This window comes from Cellvibrio sp. QJXJ (assembly GCF_024452345.1).
Classification (GTDB): Bacteria; Pseudomonadota; Gammaproteobacteria; order Pseudomonadales; family Cellvibrionaceae; genus Cellvibrio.
Genome location: NZ_CP101662.1, coordinates 4,504,147 through 4,521,054 on the forward strand (window position 1 = coordinate 4,504,147; position 16,908 = coordinate 4,521,054).

The 16,908-nt window shown below is 50.0% G+C and carries 14 protein-coding genes; 8 read left to right on the plus strand and 6 right to left on the minus strand.

Annotated elements, in window-relative coordinates:
- Positions 1-3: 3 nt before the first annotated feature.
- On the minus strand, positions 4-1,809 hold the full coding sequence (gene atzF / locus NNX04_RS19510; protein WP_261946889.1) for an allophanate hydrolase: 1,806 nt from the start codon (positions 1,807-1,809) through the stop codon (positions 4-6).
- Positions 1,810-2,162: 353 nt separating this feature from the next.
- Here atzF and NNX04_RS19515 point away from each other — a divergent pair, with 353 nt between their 5' ends.
- Genes NNX04_RS19515 through NNX04_RS19525 form a run of 3 tightly spaced genes read left to right on the plus strand, consistent with a single transcriptional unit; the run spans position 2,163 to position 5,896 of the window.
- Positions 2,163-3,515 carry a Fic family protein gene (locus NNX04_RS19515; protein WP_261946890.1) on the plus strand — a complete coding sequence of 451 codons (1,353 nt, stop codon included), beginning with the start codon at positions 2,163-2,165 and terminating at the stop codon, positions 3,513-3,515.
- Positions 3,516-3,535: 20 nt separating this feature from the next.
- The gene (locus tag NNX04_RS19520) at positions 3,536-4,903 is read left to right on the plus strand and encodes a deoxyguanosinetriphosphate triphosphohydrolase (protein ID WP_261946891.1); all 1,368 of its coding nucleotides are present in this window, start codon (positions 3,536-3,538) and stop codon (positions 4,901-4,903) included.
- Positions 4,904-4,924: 21 nt separating this feature from the next.
- On the plus strand, positions 4,925-5,896 hold the full coding sequence (locus NNX04_RS19525) for a VanZ family protein (RefSeq protein ID WP_261946892.1): 972 nt from the start codon (positions 4,925-4,927) through the stop codon (positions 5,894-5,896).
- A 59-nt stretch (positions 5,897-5,955) separates the two neighbouring features.
- Here NNX04_RS19525 and NNX04_RS19530 read toward each other — a convergent pair whose 3' ends face one another.
- Positions 5,956-6,162 carry a PA3496 family putative envelope integrity protein gene (locus NNX04_RS19530; RefSeq protein ID WP_007644316.1) on the minus strand — a complete coding sequence of 69 codons (207 nt, stop codon included), beginning with the start codon at positions 6,160-6,162 and terminating at the stop codon, positions 5,956-5,958.
- A gap of 216 nt (positions 6,163-6,378) precedes the next feature.
- Between NNX04_RS19530 and NNX04_RS19535 the strand changes: the two genes are divergently transcribed.
- Positions 6,379-6,843 carry an ATP-dependent zinc protease family protein gene (locus NNX04_RS19535; protein WP_007644315.1) on the plus strand — a complete coding sequence of 155 codons (465 nt, stop codon included), beginning with the start codon at positions 6,379-6,381 and terminating at the stop codon, positions 6,841-6,843.
- Between the two features lie 54 nt (positions 6,844-6,897).
- The gene (gene rimK / locus NNX04_RS19540; RefSeq protein WP_261946893.1) at positions 6,898-7,803 is read left to right on the plus strand and encodes a 30S ribosomal protein S6--L-glutamate ligase; all 906 of its coding nucleotides are present in this window, start codon (positions 6,898-6,900) and stop codon (positions 7,801-7,803) included.
- Between the two features lie 13 nt (positions 7,804-7,816).
- Here the strand turns inward: rimK and NNX04_RS19545 are convergent, their stop codons facing one another.
- Complete coding sequence (locus NNX04_RS19545) at positions 7,817-10,150, minus strand: putative bifunctional diguanylate cyclase/phosphodiesterase (RefSeq protein ID WP_040392860.1); 2,334 nt, start codon at positions 10,148-10,150, stop codon at positions 7,817-7,819.
- Positions 10,151-10,668: 518 nt separating this feature from the next.
- Between NNX04_RS19545 and NNX04_RS19550 the strand changes: the two genes are divergently transcribed.
- Entirely contained in the window at positions 10,669-11,337 is a 669-nt protein-coding gene (locus NNX04_RS19550) for an STAS domain-containing protein (protein WP_261946894.1), read from the plus strand.
- 153 nt (positions 11,338-11,490) lie between these two features.
- Here NNX04_RS19550 and hisC read toward each other — a convergent pair whose 3' ends face one another.
- Together hisC and fabF are read right to left on the minus strand one after the other, a co-directional pair.
- Positions 11,491-12,546: a histidinol-phosphate transaminase gene (gene hisC / locus NNX04_RS19555; RefSeq protein WP_261946895.1), complete on the minus strand. Its 1,056-nt coding sequence runs from the start codon at positions 12,544-12,546 to the stop codon at positions 11,491-11,493.
- A gap of 61 nt (positions 12,547-12,607) precedes the next feature.
- Positions 12,608-13,894 carry a beta-ketoacyl-ACP synthase II gene (gene fabF / locus NNX04_RS19560; RefSeq protein WP_261946896.1) on the minus strand — a complete coding sequence of 429 codons (1,287 nt, stop codon included), beginning with the start codon at positions 13,892-13,894 and terminating at the stop codon, positions 12,608-12,610.
- A 116-nt stretch (positions 13,895-14,010) separates the two neighbouring features.
- On the opposite strand from fabF, the gene NNX04_RS19565 reads away from it, so the two are divergent.
- Both NNX04_RS19565 and NNX04_RS19570 read left to right on the plus strand, forming a co-directional pair.
- Entirely contained in the window at positions 14,011-14,577 is a 567-nt protein-coding gene (locus NNX04_RS19565) for a TetR/AcrR family transcriptional regulator (protein WP_261946897.1), read from the plus strand.
- Positions 14,578-14,660: 83 nt separating this feature from the next.
- Complete coding sequence (locus tag NNX04_RS19570) at positions 14,661-15,443, plus strand: TIGR01458 family HAD-type hydrolase (RefSeq protein ID WP_261946898.1); 783 nt, start codon at positions 14,661-14,663, stop codon at positions 15,441-15,443.
- Between the two features lie 24 nt (positions 15,444-15,467).
- Here the strand turns inward: NNX04_RS19570 and NNX04_RS19575 are convergent, their stop codons facing one another.
- Entirely contained in the window at positions 15,468-16,892 is a 1,425-nt protein-coding gene (locus tag NNX04_RS19575; protein ID WP_261946899.1) for an MATE family efflux transporter, read from the minus strand.
- Positions 16,893-16,908: the final 16 nt, after the last annotated feature.

Sequence of the window (16,908 nt, forward strand, 5' to 3'; positions counted from 1 at the left end):
TTTTTATTTCTGCAGCGACTTGATATAAGCCCGCCATCCACCCAAATGCGTAATATCCGTTGCGCCATTTACGGCGGCGCCTTCACAAATGAAACCTTTTACTTCACGGCCATCGTGCAAACTCAATGTGCCTATACCGAGAGGTGCGGGAATCAGTGCAACAAAACTGCCGAAGTGCTGCAGTGGTACATCCCATAACTCCACAATAATTTCTGCACCGGTTGATTCAGTGCGAATTAATCCAGGTTTAGGCGGCGTGGTATTGGGCAGCGCGAATAAACGGTAATTACTGGCGCTATAAGTGCTCTCCACAAAAATGGCATTGCGCTCTTGCAATTGCACATTAAGTGGCATGCCGGTGAGGTGCGCGCCCACAACGGCGAGGCGCACATAACCAGCAGGTGGATTGGTATTTGTTTGTGGTGCAGGTGTTGGTTGTTGTGTCGCGCCGAGTTTTAAATTCACACTGCTGTGCCATTTTTTACCGAAGGCAGCGAGGGCGGCGTCTTGCCATGCCGGTGCAATTAAGGTGATGCCAAAGGGCAAACCATCGGCACGCAGCGTTGCAGGTAATGCGAGAGCAGAACAGTCCGCGAGATTCACAAAATTGGTGTAGGTACCGAGCTGGCTGTTAACCGTCACTGGGTCAGCCGCTACCTCATTGAGTGTTGGGTGGCGTGGCGATGTTGGCACTAGCAGCGCATCCACACCGCTCATTAAGGTTTGGATTTCACGCGCAAGATCAGCACGTTGATATTCAGCGCGGTAAGCGTCGGTTGCAGAAAAATTCACCGCTTTTTCAATAATGCCACGCACCACATCATTCATATCGGCGGCGTGGTCTTGCATAAAATCCTTAATCGCGGCGTGACGCTCAGCAACCCAGGGGCCGCCATACAATAATTGCGCGAGGTTGAACATGGGCGTGAAATCGATGGTGATTAATTCCGCACCCAGCGCTGAAATATTTTCCAGTGTTTCCAGCCACGCCGCCTCGGCGTGGGTATCGCCAAACCAATTGGGTGATGCAGGAATACCAAAACGCGGTTTGGCGGAAAAATAAATGGGTGTGCTGTGGTTAATGCGCGAATAACCATCGGTTGCGTCAAACCCTTCCATCACCTTGGCAACAGTTTCTGCATCGTCCACGGTGAGTGAAAAAATCGAAACGCAATCTAAACTGCGACAGGCGGGCACAACACCGCTGGTACTGAAGCGCCCTTTGGTTGGTTTTAAGCCCACGATATTGTTAAAGCCCGCTGGCACACGGCCGGAGCCTGCGGTATCGGTGCCCAAACTAAAAGGTACTAATCCGCGCGCAACAGTAGTGGCTGAGCCGGAGCTGGAACCGCCGGACACATAATCTGCATTAAATGAATTAGGTACGGCGCCATAAGGTGAGCGCGTGCCTACCAAACCCGTCGCAAATTGATCCAGATTGGTTTTGCCCAGCACAATCGCCCCCGCTTGTTTCAAGCGTGCAACAGAGGTGGCATCGGCTTCGGCGATATAGGTAAACGCCGGGCAGGCTGCGGTGGTGGGCATGCCCGCAACATCAATATTGTCTTTAACCGCGAAGGGGATACCGTAGAGCGGGAGGCTGGTTGCATCATCAAGACTCGCCAGCGCATTAAGCTGTGCCTCAATCTCTGCGGCCGAAACAATGTAAATCCAGGCAGCGTCATCGGCTTTGAGTTGTGCACGAAGGTTCAGCAGCGCATCGCGCGCCTGCAAACCTTCGCTGCGATAGGCGTTGAGCCATTCAGTAATTGTCCAGCCAGTGGTCTCGTTATTTTGCAACAGCGTCATTATGGTTCCTGCGTTCAAATCTGAAATACAATCTTGGATACAAGATTGCTTTTCAGTTGGTTTTGCAGAAACTGTGCCAGCCTAAAAACGGCGTCCTAAATTTACTATTTAAAAATAATAAAAGTCTTTTTATTCAATTGGTTATGAATTTTATAAGGGGATGGAATGGGGCGCTTTGAGGCGGTTTTTACGAAGGGTTTTATGCGCTTAAGTTGTGCGTGGGATTTTTGTTGGGGGGCTAAATTGGTGCGATTTAGCCTTCTTTCTATATCTCAAATTTTATAAATATTGAGATATGAAGCTGACTAAACTATAGTTCATCTCAATATTGTTTGTTTTTGAGATGAATTGAGATGATTAAGCGTCCTCCAGCCAAAGCCGAGCTAGCGAACCCATGGGCAAGCCTCTCTTCTGACCAGTTGCCTCCGTATATTCCTTTTGCTGCTCCTGTTGATGCGCGGGGGCGGTATTTACCTTACGATGAATTTCGTCATCGTGTACCAAAAGATCTATCTGTTGATATAGCTTGGTTTTTTACCAAAGAAGCGCGCGCCCATGCAAAACAGTCGTTATTCGGTCAGGTCGACCCTAAGCGCAAGGGCACCTATATAACCACTAATTTAATGCAGAAGACTGCGACAATCGTCGATCAGTCCACTACTAGCGCCGCATTAGAGTGGGCTAACAAAAAAGTAGGCGAAGGGCTGAATATCGCTTACATGCTAGAGGATCTGATTGAAGACGAGGCGATAAGTAGTAGCCAGCTAGAAGGCGCGGCTACAACGACCTTGGTTGCGAAAGAGATGATCAAGCGTAAGCGTGAGCCGCGCAGCATGGATGAGCGCATGATTATTGGCAATTTTAAAATGATGCATTTTGTATGGGATAAACGACTGCTTCCGCTCACGGCTGATTTAATAAAAGAGCTTCATGCAATTGGCGTTGGCGGTATAGATGACGGGAAATACACACCGGGAATTTTTCGCCTGACGGATAATGTGGTTGTCGAGGATAGTGATGGAAATATAGTTCATCAGCCGCCAACAGCTGCTGGGCTTGATGAGCGCTTGCAGTCATTATGTAATTGGGTGAATACAGATCATGACGATATCGAAAGTCAAAGCTATATTCATTCCTTGGTAAAAGCGATTTGCATCCATTTTGCAATAGGATACGAACATCCATTTAATGACGGTAATGGCAGGGTTGCGCGGGCATTGTTTTACTGGTTTATGTTTAAAAAAGATTATGGTGCCTTCCGCTATATATCGATTAGTAATCTATTAAAAGAAGCGGCTACACAATACGGGAAATCCTATTTGTATACCGAAACGGATGAGATGGATATGACCTATTTTATTGATTATCAATGCTCGGTGATTATGCGTGCGGTTGCTGCGTTCAAAAATCACTGCCAAAAAACCGTTGAAAGTATTGAGTCATTTGATACATGGTTATTTAACAGCGGTGTTTATGGAAAACTCAGTGGGAAACAGAGAATTGTTTTTCAAGTTGCAAAAAGCAGCCCGAATACCATTTTTACAGCACGATATGTAGAAGAAAAATTACACTGCTCTTACAACACCGCCGCCACTGTTTTAAATGGTTTGGTCGAACTAAATCTTTTTGATAAACACAAAGACGGCAAAGAGTGGATCTATTCATTGCGTGATAAACAAGACATCCAGAAAAACTGGATTTCTTAAATATTGTTAGGGATTTATGTATGACCATGAACTGGAACCAACTGCTCTGCGCTGATCGCTTGGGGCAGCGTATTGCCAAACACGAGGAGGGGCGTTCGCCGTTTCACTCGGATCACGACAAGATTATTTTTTCCGGTGCGTTTCGTCGCCTTGCGCGCAAAACGCAGGTGCACCCTATGGCGACGAACGATCATGTGCATAACCGCATGACACACAGTTTGGAAGTGGCTTGTGTCGGGCGTACGCTGGGTATTCGTGTGGGGCAGGCGTTAAAAGATAAAGGCGATTTGCCCACTAATATCTGGCCAACGGACATAGGCGATATCGTGCAGGCAACGTGCCTTGCGCACGATATCGGTAACCCGCCGTTTGGGCATACCGGTGAAGATGCGATTCGCAACTGGTTCCAAAAAGAGGGCGCGGAATTTTTAGCGGATTTGTCGCCCTCCGAGCGCGATGATATTCGCGTGTTTGAGGGTAATGCACAGGGTCTGCGGGTGTTGACGACGTCTGAGTATCACCAATTTCATGACGGCATGCGGTTGACTTATGCCACGCTTGCTTCGTCGATTAAATACCCTTGGACATCATCGCCCACGGTATTGGGGCAGCGCCCAAAGGATAACAAGTACGGAATATTTCAATCCGAGCTGGAGCACTTTCATGAAATCGCGCAGAAAACTGGATTGATCGAATTGGGTAGCGATTGGTATTGCCGTCATCCATTGGTGTATTTAATGGAAGCGGCGGACGATTTTTGTTACGGCATTATCGATCTGGAAGACGGTTTGGAAATGGGCATTCTCAACTGGAATGAGATTTATGAATTATTGCACCCGGTCATTGCCGATTCACCACAGTTGAGTGATTTGGAGCGCTTGCTGAAAAAAGTCAATGATGGTCGCAAACCTGCATTGGTGCGCGGCAAAGTAATTGATGCATTTATCAATGCGGGTACCGCCGCGTTTATTAAACATCAGGATGCATTTTTGCGCGGTGAAGTGCAGGGCGATTTGATTTCACTGTGTGACCCCAAAGTGCGCACGGCGGTACAGGCGGCAAAAGATTTAGCCAAGCGTAAAATATTTAATCACTCGCGTCGGGTTGAATTGGAAATTGGCGCTTACGCAGTGATTGGAACTTTGTTAAATACCGTGTGCTCGGCGGTTTATGCCTCACTCGGCGATCCGGCGCAAATGACCTATAAAGATAATCGGGTGATGGCGTTAATTGGCGAAAATAATTTTCACCCGGATGTCAGCAATAAAGCGCAAAACTATAAACATCTCGCCCTTATGGCGGTCATCGATTTTATTAGTGGCATGACCGACAACTACGCCACCAACCTCGCCAAGCAATTTAATGGTATGGGGCATTCACCGTTTTGAAAATATTAGGTTAATCGCGTTATGTTGCATGCATTTTTTTCACCTGCAACCGCGCGTATTCTGGTGGTTGTATTTGGTTTGTTGCTACTGCTCGCGGCCCCGTTATTTTTTGTGGGCGGGCCGGATTGGGTATCATCACAATTATTAAAAAATCTGTGGAATTTTGGCCACGTGGTTTTTTATGCGCTGTTGTTAATTGTGCTGCAGTGGTTTATTCCGCTTGCGCATTGGCGCCATTGGCTGGGTGTAACTTTGCTCGCACTGTTGCTGGGTGGTTTGGTCGAAGTGGTGCAGCATTTTGTGGGGCGCCATGCCAGTTGGTCGGACATATTTAATAATCTTGTGGGGGTTTGGTTAGGGTTATTTTGGGGGCAGCATCCCACCGCCGCTAACGTTGTAAGGGTGAGGTTCGGGCGCTGGTTGAGCTTTTTGTTGATCACGCCCGCGCTCTGGTTGGTGGTTGATGCAGCTTGGGCTGAGGTGACTTTGCGTCGTGCCTTTCCGCTGTTAAACAGTTTTGAATCGCGCGCCGAAGTGCGGCAATTAGGTGTTAACCCCGAGCGGGTGGACGCGCAATTCACTACAGGGATTGTCAGTCAGGGTGAGCATTCTTTGCAGATGGATTTGGCTACCGGTGGTTATGCCGGTATTCGCCTGCGGGTGTGTTATGGCGATTGGAGTGGTTACGACTATCTGGCTTTCGATCTGTTCAACCCGGATGAGGAGACCCTGAAGCTGGTGTTGCGGCTTTCCGATGTGGTTCATGATCGCGGTAGCCACAGTTATCATGATCGTTTTAATCAGTCGCTAATGTTGCAGCCGGGGTGGAATCATTTGCGGTTTGCGATCACCGACATAGCCCAAAGCCCAAAACAGCGGACTATGCAGCTGGATGCTGTGTGTAACCTGGGAATTTTTGCATCGGGGTTAACCCGTGTGCGCCGGGTGTATCTGGACAACATTCGGTTGGAAAACACGACTGGCTTGGAATAACAGGCTGGACAAACAAACCGCCGATAAATCGGCGGCTGTGTGACTGGATGGGGTGAGCGTTAAAAATCCAGATCGGAAATATCATCGTACCCGAGCTGATCCTTAATGCGGCGACGCTCCAGGCGATCTTCGATTTTGCGGCGCATTTCCAAAGTGTGCTGGCTGGCTTCTTTGCCAGTCAGTTTTGGCGTTGCCTCTTCATCATCGGTTTCGATGCTAACATCACTGATAAGATCAGTATCCGGTGACTCTACATCAACTGACATAAGACTACTCCAACATTGACAGAGAGAAGGTTTGGCGTCGTTCCCCACAGGGAAAATTTGACCCGCGCTATTTACCATAGCCCATTAAAAAACAAAAGAAAAATCTTGTTTGGGTGAAGAGATTTTTCTTTTTACCTTGGCGCTAATCTGGGTTACAAAGCGCGCCTGTTACCGGCGCACAAAACGCTAACTTTTTTTGGGTGAGGGCAAACGACAGTGGCAAAAAAACAAGTGGAAGTTATCGGTTGGCGCGAGTGGGTAGGCTTGCCGGATTTGGGGATACCAGCCATCAAAGCCAAAGTGGATACCGGTGCGCGCACCAGTGCCTTGCATGCCTACTATGTCACCCCCTTTGAAAAGGATGGCAAGCCCTGGGTGCGCTTCGGGTTGCATCCCTTACAGCAGGACAGCCTCACCTGTATTGAATGCGAGGCGCCGGTGAAAGATGTGCGTCAGGTAACCGACTCTGGTGGTCATACTGAGGCGCGGGTGGTGATTGAAACCTGCCTGCGCATTAACGGCTTGGAAATGCCAATAGAAGTTACGCTCACCGACCGTGAAAATATGCGCTTCCGTATGCTGCTAGGGCGCAGTGCACTCAAAAAAGGCTTTTGGGTGGATAGCAGCAAATCATTTTTACTCGGCGGCTCCAAAGATCAGCCGCTGATGTCCGCGCTCTAGGGCGATTTGCCCCGGGTGCCTCCCCTTACTTGATCAATATCCTTCAGGATCCCTATGAAAATCGCTATTTTGTCGCGCAATCGTCGCCTTTACTCCACGCGTCGTTTGGTGGAGGCATGTACCAAACGTGGCCATGAAGTGCGCGTAATCGACATTCTGAAATGCTATATCGACATCGCTTCTGACAGCCCCGCTATTTGGTATATGGGCGAACAGCTGGAGGATTTTGACGCGGTAATCCCGCGTATTGGCGCTTCGGTAACCCATTACGGGCTGGCAGTGATTCGCCAATTTGAAATGATGGGTGTGTATTGCCTGACCGAGTCCATCGCTCTGGGCCGCTCGCGCGACAAGTTGCGCGCGTTGCAATTGCTCTCGCGCAAGGGTTTGGGCCTACCCAAAACCAGCTTCGCCTACAACGTGCATGACGCGAAGGAGCTGATTAAGCTGGTTGGTGGTACACCGCTGGTGTTAAAGCTCTGCGAAGGCACCCAAGGGCGCGGCATAGTGCTCGCGGAGACGCAGAAGGCGGCGGAGAGTGTGATCGAAGCCTTTCGCGAATTGCGCGCCGAGTTTTTGGTGCAGGAATTTATCAAAGAAGCCAACGGCAGCGACCTGCGCTGTTTTGTGATTGGCGAAAAAGTTGTGGCCGCCATGGAACGCACTGCCGCCGAAGGTGAGTTCCGCTCCAACCTGCATCGCGGCGGCTCGGCCAAACTGGCTAAGCTAACTCCTACTGAGCGGCGTACAGCCATCAAAGCGGCGCAAACCATGGGCTTGCAAGTAGCGGGTGTGGATTTGCTGCGCTCTGCGCGTGGGCCGTTGGTGATGGAGGTAAATTCATCGCCCGGTTTGGAAGGTATTGAAGGCGCGACTCATAAAGACATCGCTGATGCGATTGTGGCTTTTGTGGAAGAAAACGCGCGCCCCAACGCCAATAAAACGCGCGGTAAGGGCTGATTAGTGCGGGCGCTTAGGCGCCCACCTTTAACTGCTGTTCACGCAGGTGTTTTTCCAGGCGCACCACGGTGCCGTCGAAGTAAAAACGGCCGTTGCGGAAGTGGCTTTCCAGTTGTTTGGCGGTCATGGGCTTGGCGTAGAAAAAGCCTTGCGCCTGATCGCAGCCCATATTGCGCAACCATTCGGCTTGGTTCTCGTTTTCTACCCCTTCTGCAACCACCCGCATCTGCATGTTGTGCGCCAGGCCGATAATGGACTTGGCGATAGCGGCATCGTTGGCGTCGTCGTGAATATCGTTAATAAAACTGCGATCAATCTTGAGTTTCTGTACCTTGAAGCGCTGCAAATAGGCGAGCGATGAATAGCCGGTGCCAAAGTCGTCGATGGCTAAAAACATACCCATTTGATTGAGCTGGTTGAGCTGGTTAATGGTTTCTCCGGCGTGCTCCATGGCGCAGCTTTCGGTGATTTCCAGTTCCAGATGCTGGGCATCCAACCCCGTTTCGCTGAGGATTGCCTCCACTTTGCCGGGAAAATTTTTCTGGCGGAATTGGCGCGGTGAAAGGTTTACCGCAATCTTGCCCACATATTTGCCTGCGTCGAGCCAGATTCGCTGCTGGCGACAGGCTTCGCGCAATACCCACTCACCAATCGGTACTATCAGGCCGGTCTCTTCCGCCAGTGGGATAAAGTGGGCGGGTGATACTATGCCGCGCTCCGGGTGTTGCCAGCGCACCAGTGCCTCTACGCCGGTCATCTCGCCGGTTTTTAAATCCACCTGTGGTTGGTAGTAGAGGGTTAATTGCTGCTGCTCAACGGCGCGGCGTAAATCGTTTTCCAATAGCAAATAATTGACCGCCGTGGCGTTCATGCCCTTGGTGTAAAACTGGCAATTGTTCTTGCCTGCTTCTTTCGCTTTGTACATCGCGATGTCGGCATTTTTCAGCAGCTCATCGGTGTCTTCACCGTCATCAGGGTAGAGGCTTACGCCGATGCTAACGGTAGTGGAAATACTGTGGCCGCTAATTTCAATTGGACGCGACAGGGTACTGAGTAGTTTGTTGGCGACAAACACCACATCGTCGATATCGTGAATACCTTCCAATACCACCACAAACTCATCGCCGCCCAAGCGCGCAACTGTATCCATATCGCGCACCCCTTCATTGAGGCGGGTGGCGATGGCTTTGAGCAATATGTCGCCGGCGTCGTGGCCGAGACTATCGTTGATATTTTTAAAGCGGTCGATGTCCAGCAACATCAGCGCTACCCGCGAATTGGCGCGCCGGGCACGGGCTAAACCGTGGTAGATGCGGTCGTAAAATAGCGAGCGGTTGGGCAGGGAGGTGAGCGAGTCGTGGAACGCCATGTAGTTAAGGCGCGACTGCTGTTCGCGCAGCGCGGTTTCGGCCAGTTTGCGCTCGGAAATATCGGTGCCAATAGTGCATACGCCAAAGGCATTGTGTTCTTTATCACGCAGCGGAAATTTCACCAGCAGGTAAGTGTGCTGGGTGCCATCTTTGTGCATCAGATCCAGCTCAACCTCGTAGGTCTGCTGGGTCTTTTTGGTAGCGAGGTCGATCTCCCACATGGATTGGGCGACATCTTTGGGGTAGACGTCAAACACATTTTTGCCGACAAAACCGCTGTCATCGACGTTGGCCATTTGTTTGTAGTGCTCACTGGCGAGCACTACATTGCCATCCAGATCTTTTACCGAAATCAACGCGGGCGAGTGGTTCAAAATCGCATTCAGGTAGGTTTCGCTTGCCCAGAGTGCCTGTTGCGCTAAACGAAAGCGCTCTGCCTGTTCTTCGTGTTGCCACATGTCGATCATCTGGCGAACCAGGAGCGAACTGAAGGTCCACACCGTATCCAATTGCTGCACCGTTTGTTGCAGGCCATGCAAATCCCCTTGGGACTCCATGTAAAACACCGCGATGGTGTTCTGGTTTTCGCAGATGGGATGCAACAGGCAGGACTGGGTATCGACGGGAATGGTTTTGCCAATCAGGCCGCTCATGGCACTGCGGCTCAAGGACAGGGGTTGGCCCTGTTCAAAGGTCTCATGAATAAAAGCAGAGGGTAGGTTTTTAATCCGGCTGAGTGAGGTGGCGATTGCATCAATAGATGTCTGCGCGCCAGTGCGATTGGCAATCGCCTCAACATACACATGGCCGTCGCGAGCGACGAGCAAAGCAACCCGCTGAATGGTGTGTTTGGCAATAACCAACTTCACCAAGCGCTCGGCAATTTGTTTGTGATTCAGGTTGGTAAAAAGTCGTTGGAACTTCTTAATCAACTCGACGGCAGTGTGTTTCGACTGCGTTGATTCGCTATTCGGCATATTTGCTCAATTTGGGTGATCGTCTCGCGATTTAGTGTGTCTGAACTTCTGGCCACTTCTACAGGCTGGCGCTGTGTCACTAAAAACCTAACTGTTGGCCACTCTTCCGGGGCCTGCATTTCCCAAATTTCTAACGTGAATCAGCACTTTACAACAAAAGTGCCTAAACACATCCTTTTTTATGATAATTAAACCTGCCCTGTAAAGGACACTCAAAAATTAACCTACGATTGGTTTATTTTGACGCCAAAGTGTTTCCAATCTTCCCAAAGGTGGCGCGCATTATTGTTAATAAGATGAAAAATATGCCAATACTATGTTTTCATAAGTAATCTAAAAAGAAGGCTCAGTATCGCAACTTATCTGTCTGTATGACTGGCGGTGCGCAGGCTTAGTTTTACCGTCGCCTAAGTTCGCTTTTATCAAGTGCTGATCTAAAATTTAATTGAGCGTTAGTTTTATTATTCTCAGTTTATTGTTCCTTGTTTTTTATGGCTTTGTGCCGGAGTAAGGTCGTCATGCGACATCAGGTTCCTTTCGTGGGTGAGCGTAAAGTGGTTCGCGCCGAAGACGAGCAGGCGCGCGCCAAGCGTTTGAGCGGAAAGGTAATTGATGATGTGGTAGGCGAGGGTGTTGCACCGAGTAGTTGGGATGATCTGGTTCCCGAAGGCTGGGTTGATCGCTCCGTGCCCAAGGTGAGCAAGCCAGCTGTATCTGCTTCTGTTGCGCGCTCATCAGCAGCGCCGCAAACACCTGCGCGTACGGGGAGCACGGCTAAACCTAAACCAGCTACAGCCAAGCCTGCCGTAAAAAAAACCAGCGCCGGTGCAAGCGCCATTACCTTTTCCGATTCTGCTTCACTGGATTGGATTCCCATCAATAATGGTCGCGGCTTGCGTGTAAATATTCACGGTTGTATCGACAACGATCTGCGCAAAGAATGGGCGCGTCTTTTGGAAGGTACGGCAGATGCCGGCGTCGAAGAATTTGAGTTTAACCTCAGCGACACCCCCGCACTGAGCCTGACAGGCTTGGGTATGTTGTTATTATTTAAAGAGCGAAAACGTTCGGCGCGCGAAGCTATTAGCCTGTGCAATTGCAATAAAGATGTCGCGCAGTTGTTAGAGTGGACGGGAATGGATCGCTACTTTGTGATTAAAACCACGCAGATCACCGAGCCTTCCTGAGTATTTTTCTGACAAAAAAGCCTAATGCTGTTCACTTAAGTTGTTTTAAATCCCTCCCGACCTCCCTTTTTCAAAGGGAGGAGCTTGACTCCCCTCTTTGGAAAAGAGGGGCTGGGGGAGATTAAAAAGCCTTTGTTGCTGGTTTGCGTGTACCTAGCAAACCTTTTTTAACGCATCGATCAGCGCCTGCATTTGCTCGTCGGTGCCGATGGTGATGCGCAAAAATTGACTGATGCGCGGCTTGTTAAAGTAGCGCACCAGAATTTTGTGATCGCGCAAATACTGGGCGAGGTCAGCAGCGCTTTTGCCTTGCGGCTCGGCAAATACAAAATTGGCTTGCGATGGTAGTACCCTGAATCCAAGTTTCTCCAATTCAGTTGTTGTCCAATCGCGGGTGGCGATAATCTGGTCGCGACAGCGAGCGAAATAGTCTTCATCCTCAAACGCTACCACTGCCGCTGCTTCAGCGATGCGATCGAGTGGGTAAGAGTTAAATGAATTTTTTACGCGATCCAGTGCGTCGATTAAATCCTTATGGCCCACTGCCAAACCTACGCGCATACCTGCCAGTGAGCGGGATTTGGACAGCGTCTGCACCACCAATAAATTGGGATATTTATCGACTAATTTGATTGCTGTTTCCGCACCAAAATCCACATAGGCTTCATCAACAACAACGACTGATTCAGTATTTTGCTGCAGCAGCGCTTCAATCTCCGCCAGCGGTTTGCCAATCGCGGTAGGTGCATTGGGGTTGGGGAAAATAATACCGCCATTGGCTTGGGGGTAATCGGCAAAATTAATGGTGTAATCATCACGCAGGGCGATGGTTTGATAATCAATGCCAAATAATTTGCAGTACACCGGGTAAAAGCTGTAGCTGATGTCGGGGAACAGCAGTGGTTTATCTTGCTGGAAAAATGCCATAAACAAGAGTGCCAGCACTTCATCCGAGCCATTGCCTACAAACACTTGCTCGGCGGTCACACCGTAATAAGTGGCAATGGTGTTCTTCAACTTTTTGGAATTGGGGTCCGGGTAGAGGCGCAAACGGTCGATGGTGTCATGGTTAATCACGTCGATGACTTTGGGCGAGGGCGGGTAGGGGCTCTCGTTAGTATTCAACTTGATCAAACCATCAATTTGCGGTTGCTCCCCGGGCACATAAGGCTCCAGTTCGCGCACCACCTGACTCCAAAACTTCGACATGCGAGTTCCTCAACAATTGCAGCAAAAAAGAGTGCGCAGTATACGCCTTGAGGCGCGCGGCTCACACCCAGCGCTTTAACAAAATACTGGCGTTTACGCCACCAAAACCAAAGCCGTTGGAGATGGCGTAATCAAGCTCGGCCGCACGCGCGCTGCCATGAACTATATCAATGCCCTCTGCCGCCTTGTCCTTATGTTCGAGATTCAAGGTGGGAGGGATCATTTGGTCGCGTAAGGCCAGCGCTGTAAAAATAGTTTCAATCCCACCCGCGGCGCCGAGCAAATGACCGGTGGCGGATTTGGTGGAAGTCACGGCGATTTTTCCCTCGCCACCACTGTCGAGTTTAAATACGCGTTTAATTGCAGCAAGCTCCCCTTTATCACCCACAGGAGTGGACGTCGCGTGCGCATTGAGGTGTTGGATTTGCTCGGGTGTTATGCCCGCTTGTTTGATGGCTATTTCCATCGCGCGTTTTGCGCCATCGCCATCTTCCGGCCCGGACGTTAAATGGTAAGCATCGGCACTGGTGCCGTAGCCGACAATTTCAGCAATGGGTTTTGCTCCGCGCGCCAGGGCATGTTCAAGTGATTCAATGACTAAAATGCCTGCACCTTCGCCCATGACAAAACCATCGCGGTCGCGATCAAAGGGGCGCGATGCGCGAGTCGGTTCATCATTAAAAGCCGATGATAACGCCCGCGCTGCCGCAAAACCGCCGAGGCTTACGGTGTGGATACAGGCTTCCGCACCGCCACAAATCGCCACATCCACTTCGCCCGCGCGAATCATGCGCGCGGCATCGCCAATTGCTTGCACACCGGCCGCACAGGCCGTCACCGGCGCACCTAATGGCCCTTTAAATCCGTACTTAATCGAGACATGTCCTGCGGCCAAATTCACCAGAAACGAGGGAATGGTGAAGGGCGATAATTTGCGAGTGCCGCGCGCGTCTGCGGTACGCACTGCCTCAGCAATCGCCGGAAAACCACCAACTCCAGAAGCGATAATAGTCGCCGTGCGCTCTTGCTGTTCGGTTGTTGTGGGTTGCCACTGCGCTTGCTGCAGGGCTTCTTCAGTGGCGGCGAGCGCGAGCAAAATAAAGCGATCCATTTTGCGTTGGTCTTTGGGGCTGACGATGGCGTCCGGATTCAAACCCGCGTCCGCATCTTCTTCAATCGTGGGAACCACACCGCCCACTTTGGCAGGTAAGTCGCTAACCATGTCATCTGGCAGGCGACGCAAGCCGGATCTGCCCGCAAGCAACCGCTGCCATACAGGTTCAATGCCGCAGCCCAGTGGAGAGGCTATGCCCATTCCGGTAATCACAATGCGGGTTGGCTGGCTCATGGTTATTCCTCAGTTTAATTTACATGACGATCGTCATTTATAAATTATATGATGGCCGTCATGTATACTGTCAATCAGATTTTATCCATGGCTGGTTTAACCCTAAGAGGAACGCTATGAGAGTCAGCAGAGAACAAGCAGCAGAAAATCGCGGAAAAATTTTGCATACCGCTGCGCAATTATTTCGTGAAAAAGGTTTTGATGGCATCGGCATTGCCGATCTGATGAAAAAAGTAGGCCTAACCCATGGTGGTTTTTACGGCCATTTCACCTCAAAAGAAGATTTAATGACGCAGACCTGTGCTTATGCAGTAGATGAGCTTTTGGCACAGGGCGAGGCGGCACGTGCAACAACAAAAGGGTCGAAATACAAAGCGTATATTTCACGCTATCTATCGATCGGGCACCGCGATAATCCCGGTAGCGGTTGCTTGATGGCCGCGCTCGGGGCAGATGCAGCGCGTCAATCGCCAGCAATTAAGCAGGCATTTACCCAAAGTTTTAATCGCCTGCTCAGCGCCATGATGAATTTATTGCCCGCCACGAAAACTGAAGCCGCCAAACGCGAACAGGCACTATTAACACTGGCCACCTTGGTCGGTGCACAAGTTATTGCGCGCGCCGTGGACGACCCAAAACTGTCAGAAGAAATATTGCGGGTGGTGAATAAAAAATTGCATTGAAGTATTAGGCTGAATGGCGTTAGTGTATTTACTGAAGTAAACGGCGCTATAGTTAAACTATTCAGCATCAGGGAGCGCGGCTTATGCATATTATACCTCGATTAATTCTACTCGATCTGGATGGCACCCTCTACGTGGGCGACAGCCCCATTTCCGGCGCGATCGAGTGCCTTGCTACCTTGCGTGCGCAGGGTATTGCGCTGCGTTTTCTCACCAATACCACCACCAAATCCCAACAACAATTAATTGATCAATTGCGCGCGATGGGATTTGCGTTGGGCGATGACGAGTTGATCAGTGCGCCCGTTGCTGCGCGCATCGCGCTGGAAAAATTGCAGCAACAAGCGGGCAGGCCGTTGCGCATTTGGCCGCTGGTCGCCAGTGCCATCCAAACCGATTTCAGCGATTTTATTCACGATGAACAGCAACCGGATTATGTGGTACTCGGCGATATAGGTGAGCGCTGGGATTTGGAATTAATCAATCGCTTGTTTAATGCCATGCACGGCGGCGCCGAATTAATCGCGCTACACAAAGGCCGCTTTTGGCAAACCAGCGATGGTTTAAAAGCTGACATCGGTTTTTTTGTCGCTGGTCTTGAGTATGTGTGCAGTAAACAGGCGCTCATTATGGGCAAACCCAATCGTGATTTTTTCCAATTGATTCTCGACTCCGCCGGTGTGGCAGCGAGTGAGACGTTAATGGTGGGTGATGATATCGACAGCGACGTGGGCGGCGCCCAGCAAATGGGGATGCGGGGGTGTTTGGTAAAAACCGGTAAATTTCGCGAAAGTTATTTTGCCCAGTCCGACGTGCAACCTGATTGGGTGTTGGATTCAATCGCTGCACTCAAGGATTGTATTTGAGTGCAGCTGTTTTTAGGGCATTTTTTAAGTGTGCCGGAATTGCTGCGGATTAAAATAAAATACGCGCCGCGTTAAAAGTATGGCTGCACAGATTAAACCTGCAATTAACGCTGTCCAAAACCCGGCGGCGCCCATGGGTTCATCCGTTAGCCAGTCTTTAAATGTCAGTGCAAAACCCAGCGGCAAACAAATTCCCCAAAACGCGAGCAGCATAATCAACATGGGTATTTTGGTGTCCTTGTAACCGCGCTGCACATTAATCATGGTCACTTGAATTACATCGGCAATTTGAAATAACGCGCCCAATAAAAATAAATCTGCTGCAATTTTTTGCACTGCCAAGTCAGACGTATAAAGGCTGGCAAACCAATCGCGTCCCAAAAATAAAATACTGGCATTGGTACAACCTACACCCAGTGCCAAGAGTAGCGAGCTACGCGCTAATAGGCGCGCTTCGCTGTAATCAGTGGCGCCCACTAAAAAACTCACACGCAGGGTAATGGCAATACCCAAGCTCAGCGGCAACATAAAAAACAATGAAACTAAATTCAATACAATCTGATGCGCTGCCACCGTTGTGGCACCCAGTGGCGCCAGAAAAAGTGCGATCATGCAGAACATGCTTACTTCAATAAAACTGGTAAAGCCAATGGGCAAACCGAGCTTTAATAAACGTTTGATAACCGCAAGCTGCGGCGCGGCCCAGCCACTGAGTAAATGAAATGCCGCAAAGGTTTTACTGCGATTTAAATATACTAGCAGTGCCAATGTTGCACTCCAGTTGGCAATGCTGGTTGCCCAGCCGCAGCCGATACCACCCAGCGCGGGTATTTGTATAACACCCAAATCCGCGCCGTAAATAAACATATAGTTGAGCGGCAAATTAAGTAAGGTGCTTAATAATGAGAACGCCATAATCACGCCAGTATGACCCAGTCCATCGGTCAGGCCGCGCAGTGCGGTGAGGAGTAATAATGCAGGCACACCCCAGGCAAATGCATCCAAATAACCTACCGCAATACTGTTGGTTTTTGCATCCAATTGCAGAATGGTGAGCAGCGGCTGCATATTAATTAACACCGCAATCATCAATAGCATTGCCACTAATGCAATATAAATCCCCTGCCAGGTGGCGGGCATGATCTTGTCAAATTCCTGCGCCCCGCGATGGCCGGAAATAGTAGGCTGCATTGCGCCCAATACTCCCGCAAAAAATAACAGCACTGGCACCCATAGGCTGGTGCCAATACCTACACCGGCTAAATCCTCAGCGCTGGCGTGACCGGCCATTACGGTATCAATTACCCCATTGGCCATTTGTGCCAACTGCGCAATTAAAATTGGTGCACCCATTAGCGCGAGTTGTTTCCACTCATGCAGGGTGCGCGTAACCAAACTTTGGTTATGATCGGGGAGGGGTTGATTAATTTGATCGTCTGTTGTGTTCACAAAAAATTCCATTACA